The organism is Aeromicrobium sp. PFPM2_SD2, assembly GCF_057364525.1.
Genome location: NZ_JBNFNZ010000138.1, coordinates 1 through 5,560, shown reverse-complemented (window position 1 = coordinate 5,560; position 5,560 = coordinate 1). Strand labels below are relative to the sequence as shown.

The 5,560-nt window shown below is 72.8% G+C and carries 6 protein-coding genes and 1 tRNA gene; 3 read left to right on the top strand and 4 right to left on the bottom strand.

The window, feature by feature from the left end:
- The 3 genes from AC2W7G_RS08260 to AC2W7G_RS08250 form a co-directional block, all read right to left on the bottom strand.
- Positions 1-529, bottom strand: a 529-nt coding sequence (locus tag AC2W7G_RS08260) for an SDR family NAD(P)-dependent oxidoreductase (RefSeq protein ID WP_485868009.1), incomplete at its 3' end; no start/stop codon positions are given.
- Positions 526-810 (bottom strand): SDR family NAD(P)-dependent oxidoreductase, encoded by a 285-nt coding sequence (locus AC2W7G_RS08255; protein ID WP_485868008.1) that lies wholly within the window; start codon positions 808-810, stop codon positions 526-528. The genes AC2W7G_RS08260 and AC2W7G_RS08255, both read right to left, overlap by 4 nt.
- A gap of 54 nt (positions 811-864) precedes the next feature.
- Positions 865-2,370 carry a flavin-containing monooxygenase gene (locus AC2W7G_RS08250; protein WP_485868007.1) on the bottom strand — a complete coding sequence of 502 codons (1,506 nt, stop codon included), beginning with the start codon at positions 2,368-2,370 and terminating at the stop codon, positions 865-867.
- Between the two features lie 70 nt (positions 2,371-2,440).
- Between AC2W7G_RS08250 and AC2W7G_RS08245 the strand changes: the two genes are divergently transcribed.
- The gene (locus AC2W7G_RS08245) at positions 2,441-3,472 is read left to right on the top strand and encodes an AraC family transcriptional regulator (protein WP_485868006.1); all 1,032 of its coding nucleotides are present in this window, start codon (positions 2,441-2,443) and stop codon (positions 3,470-3,472) included.
- 218 nt (positions 3,473-3,690) lie between these two features.
- Complete coding sequence (locus AC2W7G_RS08240) at positions 3,691-4,995, top strand: HNH endonuclease signature motif containing protein (protein WP_485868005.1); 1,305 nt, start codon at positions 3,691-3,693, stop codon at positions 4,993-4,995.
- A 147-nt stretch (positions 4,996-5,142) separates the two neighbouring features.
- On the opposite strand, the gene AC2W7G_RS08235 is transcribed toward AC2W7G_RS08240, so the two are convergent.
- A tRNA-Pro gene (locus tag AC2W7G_RS08235) sits at positions 5,143-5,219 on the bottom strand.
- Positions 5,220-5,357: 138 nt separating this feature from the next.
- Here AC2W7G_RS08235 and AC2W7G_RS08230 point away from each other — a divergent pair.
- The coding region (locus tag AC2W7G_RS08230; RefSeq protein ID WP_485868004.1) for a nucleoside/nucleotide kinase family protein at positions 5,358-5,560 on the top strand (203 nt) is incomplete at its 3' end.

The window sequence follows — 5,560 nt, the reverse complement described above, 5'->3', positions numbered from 1 at the left end:
CCGGCGCCCGCGCGCGGCCGGCGCCTCCGACCACCGTGGCGAGCACGCGTCCCGTAGCCCACCGGCATGAGCCGGCCAGGACGTCCGGGACGACGGCCGAGTACGCGATGAGCACGCGACCCTTGCGCCGCTCGACCCCGCGCAGGATCTGCGCCGCCGCCTTGTCGGCCGGGTAGGTCAGCAGCTTGGCGAAGGCGCGCTTGCCGCGCTCGGCCTCCTCGGGGGTGGCGCTCGCGGCGACCCGGGCCGTCTCGGCGATGCGGGTCCGGATGCCGCCGGGGTGCACCGTCGTCACGCCGACGCCGTGCGGCTCCAGCTCGTGGCGCAGCACCTCGCTGAAGCCGCGGATCGCGTACTTGCTCGACGAGTAGGCCGACTGGCCGGCCGGGCCGATGAGCCCGAAGAGGCTGGAGACGTTGACGACGTGACCACCGGGCGACTGCAGGAGCGCGGGCAGGAGTCCGCGGGTGAGGTCGACGGGGGCCTGGAAGTTGATCGCCATGACCCAGTCGAACTCCTCCTTCGTCACGTCCAGGAAGCCGCCGCCGAGCGCGACGCCGGCGTTGTTGACGAGCAGGTCGACCCACGGGGACGCCGCGAGGACCGGGCCACGAGCGCGTCCAGCGAGCCGGTGTCGGCCAGGTCGGCGACCTCGGTGTGGACGGCGAGCCCGGCGTGCTGCGTCCGGATGCGGCGGGCGACGTCCTCGAGCCGCGTCGCGTCACGGTCGACGAGCACGAGGTGCGCGCCGCGGTCGGCGAGCTGGAGCGCCATCTGCTCCCCCATGCCGCTGGCGGCACCGGTGAGCACGACGTGGGCGCCGGCGAAGGCGAAGGGCGGGAGCGACGTGGCAGGCCTCTCGGGTCAGGCGCCGGCCGCGACGGGCTCGGCGGACGCGTGGGTGCGCGGGGCGACCGGCGCGAGCGTCCGGTCCAGGTCGGTGCGCAGCGTGTGCACGGAGTCCAGGACGTAGTTCTGACGCACCTGCCACGGCCACTTGTCGCCCTGTCGCGGGAACGCGTCGATGGACCGCTGGACGTAGCCGGCGGCCAGGTCGAGCAGCGGCTGCGGGGCCAGCGATGCGTCCGGCTGCGGCGCGACGGCGGCGTGCCCGCGGCGGTCCATCCAGGTCAGCACCTTGGTGACCAGGCGGTGGGTCAGGTCGGCCCGCAGCGTCCAGGACGCGTTGGTGTAGCCGATGCAGACGGCGAAGTTCGGGACGCCGGTGATCATCGCGCCGTTCCAGACGTACTGGTCGGCGAGCGGGACGCGCACGCCGTCGACGTGCGGCTCGATGCCGCCGAAGGCGAGCAGCTTGAGCCCGGTGGCGGTGACCACGACGTCGGCCTCGAGCACCTCGCCGGTCGTCAGGCGGACGCCCTCGGGGACGAAGCGGTCGATGTGCGCGGTGACGACGGACGCGTCGCCGGCCTTGACCGCCCGGAACAGGTCGCCGCTGGGGATGGCGCACAGCCGCTGGTCCCACGGGTCGTACGTGGGGGTGAAGTGGTCGGCGACCGTCTGCGCGTCCCCGACGACCTTCGTGGCCAGGCCGGTCAGCAGCTTGCGCGCGGTCTGCGGACGGCGTCGGCAGAACTGGTAGAACGCCGTGCTGAAGGCGATGTTCTTGGCGCGGACGGCGCGGTGCGCGAGCGCCGGGGGCAGCGCCTTCTTGAGCCGCTCGGCGTTCTTGTCCGTCGCCGGGACGGCGCTGATCCAGGTCGGGGTGCGCTGGAGCATCGTCACGTGCGCGGCGGCGTTCTCGCCCTGGAGCATCGAGGGCACGAGCGTGACCGCGGTGGCGCCGGAGCCGATGACGACCACGCGCTTGCCGGACAGGTCGACGTCCTCGGGCCAGAACTGCGGGTGCAGCACCTCGCCCGCGAAGTCGTCGACGCCCTCGAAGACGGGGGCGTGCGGCTGCTCGTAGTCGTAGTAGCCCGCGCAGGAGTAGAGGAAGCCGCAGGTCATCGTGCGACGCTCGCCGGTGCGCGGGTCCTCGATGATGAGCGTCCAGCGCGACGTGCTGGTGTCGAAGTCGGCCCCGACCACCTTGCTGGAGTACTGGATCCGCTCGGCGATGCCGAACTCGTCCGCGGTGTCGCGGATGTACTGCAGGATCGACGCGCCGTCGGCGAGCGAACGGCCGTCGCGCCACGGCTTGAAGGCGTAGCCGAGCGTGTACATGTCCGAGTCCGAGCGGACGCCCGGGTAGCGGAACAGGTCCCAGGTGCCGCCCATCGCCTCGCGCGCCTCGAGGATCGCGTAGGTCTTGCCCGGGGCCTGGGTCTGGAGCCGGTAGGCGGCGCCGACGCCGGACAGGCCGGCCCCGACGACGACGACGTCGACGTGCTGCGTGGTCTCGCTCATGCCTTCCAGGATGAGCGACCGGTCCGCGGCACACTTGACCTGGCGCGACAACTACTTGACCCTGGACGACATGGCGTACATCCGGTCGGCCGGCCTGCGCGGCTTCGCCGGCCTGGTCCGCGAGCACGGCGGCGACCCCGAGACGATGGCCCGGCGCGTCCGGCTCCCGGTCGAGGCGCTGCACGACGACGAGCTGCTGGTCGAGGACCTCGCGCTCGCCCGGGTGCTCGAGCTCGCGGCCGCCGAGCTCGGCCTCCCCGACCTCGGCCTGCGGCTCTCCGAGCGCCAGGACCTGGCGATGCTGGGCCCGCTCGCGGTGGCCATCCAGCACTCCCCCACGCTCGGCGAGGCGCTGGCCTGCTGCGCGCGCTACCTGTTCGTCCACGCACGGGGCCTGAGCCTGGAGGCCGTCCCCGACCCGCACGGGACGGCGGGCGTCGTGGCCCTGCGCTACGGGACGCCGGCCGGCGACGTCTTCCGCCAGGGAGCCGACGTCGGGCTGGGCTTCCTCCACCGCTCGATCCGCGCCCTGCACGGCGGTGGCTACGGGCTGCACGGCGGTGGCTACGGGCTGCGCGGCGTGGAGGTGCCGCACCGCCCGCTGGCGCCGCTCGCGCGGTACGAGGAGTTCTTCGGCGCGCCGGTGACCACGGGCGCGCCCGAGGCCCTGCTGCGCGTCCCGGTGAGCCTCATGGACCGTCCGCTCGGCGACGCCGACCAGACCGTCCGCGTCCTCGCGCTCGAGCACCTGGCCCGCTACGGCGACGCCCCGGGCACGGACGCCACGACGCGCGTGCGCTCGGCGCTGGAGCAGGCGCTGGGCACGACGAGCACCGAGATCGGGTCGGTCGCGGCGGTGCTGGCCGTCCACCCGCGCACGCTGCAGCGCCGGCTCGAGGCGGAGGGCACCACGTTCGCCGCCGTCCTCGACGGCCTGCGCCGCGACCGGGCGCGGACCTACCTGACGACGACCGACATGCCGATGACCCAGGTCGCGGCGGCCCTGGGACTGTCCGAGCAGTCGGCGCTGACCCGCTGCGCCCGGCGCTGGTGGGGACGGTCGCCGCGGGAGGTGCGGAGCGCGGGTGCGGTTGCTCCGTGAGTTGGTCGGCGGGCCTTGGGTGGTTGGTCACGCGAGGGGGCTGATGACGACGGAGAGTGGGGGCGCGGCTTGGTTCGTCGGCTCGCCCGAGGCCGCTCCGTGCGCGCGCAGGAACGAGCGCGTCCCGTCCGGGAAAGTCCTGGATTTCGGGGGATTTCGGTGGTTCTTGTCGGACGCGCGAGGTACGATAGAACAAACGTTCGACGTGGGGGTTTCGGATGCTGATCGACCAGCTGAAGGGGTTGCTGGACGACACGCGTGCGCTCGAGCTGTGGCAGCTGACCGATGCCGAGATCCGTGAGGTGCTGGCGGCGTCGCAGCAGGCGATCTCCGGTCTGCAGTCACTGGTGACTCGTCTGACCGGCGCCGCCGAGGACCGCGCCCTCCCACGTGAGGATGGCAACGCCTCCACGGTGGCCTGGCTGGCAAGCGCGACCGGCATCGCCCGGCGTGAGGCGTCGAGGCTGGTCAAGCTCTCGCGTCTCGACGCGACGCGTGGTCTGGCGACGCGGGAGGCTTGGGCGTCCGGTGAGGTGTCGACCGAGCAGGCAGCGATCATCCTGACCGCGCTGGACCGGTTGCCGGAGTGGTTCGTGGCCGAGCAGCACGACGACGCCGAGGCCACGTTGCTCGGCCACGCGAAGGAGTTCGCCGCCGACGACCTGCGCCGGCTGGCGAACCGGGTCGTCGAGGTCGTGGACCCCCTGGCCGCCGACGAAGTGATCGGGGAACAGCTCGAACGGCAGGAGAAGCAGGCCTGGTCCGAGGCACACGTGACGTTCACGCCCCGCGGCGACGGGCTGACCTGGGTGCGCGGCGCTCTTCCGGACGTGCAGGCCGACATGCTGCGCACCGTCCTCGAAGGACTCTCTGCACCCCGGCGGCTCGATGCGCTGTTCCGGGACGTGGACGGCGATCACTCCGACACCGAGATCGGCCGGCTCGACCACCCGCGGCGGATGGGCCAGGCGTTCTGCGAGCTGATCGAGCACCTGCCCAGCGAGTGTTTCCCGCAAGCGGGGGGCCTCATGGCCACGGTCACGGTCAACCTCGACTACGACGACCTGCAGCAGCAGGTCTCACGGGCCACGCTCTCCACGGGATGCGACCTCAGCGCCAGCCAGGCACGCCGGCTGGCCTGCAACGCGAACATCCTGCCGATGGTTTTCGGCGGCGACTCCCAGCTGCTCGACCTCGGCCGTGCCGACCGGCTCCACGACCGGAACCAGCGCATCGCCTTGACCAAGCGTGACGGTGGCTGCTCCTGGAAGGGCTGCGACCGACCACCCGCCTGGTGCGAAGCCCACCACCTCAGACCATGGAGCGAGGGCGGTGAGACATCCGTCGACAACGGGGCGCTGTTCTGCTTCGCCCACCACCACCTGCTGCACGACAGCGACTGGTCCGCCCGCCTCGCCGAGGACGGCGTCGTCGAGGTCGTCCCACCACCACGCATCGACCCACAGCAGCGACCCCTGCGCCACGCCAGGCACGTGAAGCTGCGCCCGCTCGTGCCCGCCTAGCGCGGCCTGAGCCTGTCGACGTCTCCTCTCGACAACCTCGGGGAGGGAGGCGCGTCGTTCGAGGAGCAGGCACCCTCGGTCCCTGAGCTCGTCGAAGGGACTCCGCGGCGAGGGGGCGCGACGCCCGCACCGGACGGCGGAGCCTCGTGGTCGGGATGACAGGATTTGAACCTGCGACCCTCCGCTCCCAAAGCGGATGCGCTACCAAGCTGCGCTACATCCCGGTGCCGGCCGAGCCGGCGTCTCACTCTAGAGGACCCGACGTGCCCCCAGCACCACCACGGTACGAGGAGCTCGCCGCTCCCCTCACGGTGCTGATGGACCATCGCGGACCCCGCTGCGGCAGCACCACGGTGGTCGCGGTGGACGGTCCGAGCGGCAGCGGGAAGACCGACGTCACCGCCGCCTTCGCGCCGCGCCTGGACGCGCGGGTCCTCAGCATGGAGCAGCTCTACCGCGGCTGGCGCGGCCTCGACGCGTCCACGCCCGTGCTCGTCGGCCAGGTGCTGGGCTGCCTGGCCGAGGACCGGCCGGCGACGTTCCGCGCCTGGGACTGGGCCGCGTC

What these genes read in the sequence shown, in the direction of transcription:
- AC2W7G_RS08250 (WP_485868007.1), bottom strand. Translation starts at nt 2,370, where the DNA reads ATGAGCGAGACCACGCAGCACGTCGACGTCGTCGTCGTCGGGGCCGGC.
- AC2W7G_RS08245 (WP_485868006.1), top strand. Translation starts at nt 2,441, where the DNA reads ATGGCGTACATCCGGTCGGCCGGCCTGCGCGGCTTCGCCGGCCTGGTC.
- AC2W7G_RS08240 (WP_485868005.1), top strand. Translation starts at nt 3,691, where the DNA reads ATGCTGATCGACCAGCTGAAGGGGTTGCTGGACGACACGCGTGCGCTC.